1 pseudogene is annotated in these 540 nt (G+C 80.0%); it reads left to right on the forward strand.

What is annotated here, in order from left to right:
• Positions 1 to 14: 14 nt before the first annotated feature.
• Positions 15 to 540, forward strand: a pseudogene (locus FA014_RS19740) (murein biosynthesis integral membrane protein MurJ); the annotation flags it as partial.

Here is a 540-nt window from a genome sequence, read left to right on the forward strand (position 1 = left end):
CGCCGCTGGCCGCGGTGACCACCCGCGGCGTGCTCGTCGCCGGTGCGGCCGGCGCGGCGATGCTCGTGGCGGTGGCGCCCGCCGCGACGGCGGTGTTCCGGGCGATCGGGCGCGGCAACACCGAGCTGATCGCCGCGGTCGCCGACGCCCTGACGCTCGTCGCGCCGGGGCTGCTCGGGTTCGCGCTCGTCTTCCACGTGTCCCGGGCGCTGTACGCGCTGGAGCGCGGCCGGCTGGCGGTGCTCGCCGCCAGCGCCGGCTGGCTGACCGTGGCCGTGGCGTCCTGGGTCGCGTGCCTCGTGCTGGTGCCCGGCGGCCGGGACGCCGCCGCGACGCTGCACGCGCTGTCGCTCGGCAACACGATCGGCATGGTCGTCGCCGGGGTGGCGCTGCTGGCCGTCCTGCGCGCCGCCGCGGGCGCCGAGGCCGTCGCCGGGCTGACCCGCACGCTCGCGGTGCTGGTCGCCGCGGGCGCGGTCGCCGGTGTCGTCGGCCGGTGGGTCGTGGACGCGGTGCAGGCGCTGACCGGCGGCGTCCCGG

The sequence above is a fragment of the Cellulomonas hominis genome, from assembly GCF_005239125.1.
Lineage (GTDB): Bacteria > Actinomycetota > Actinomycetes > Actinomycetales > Cellulomonadaceae > Cellulomonas > Cellulomonas hominis_A.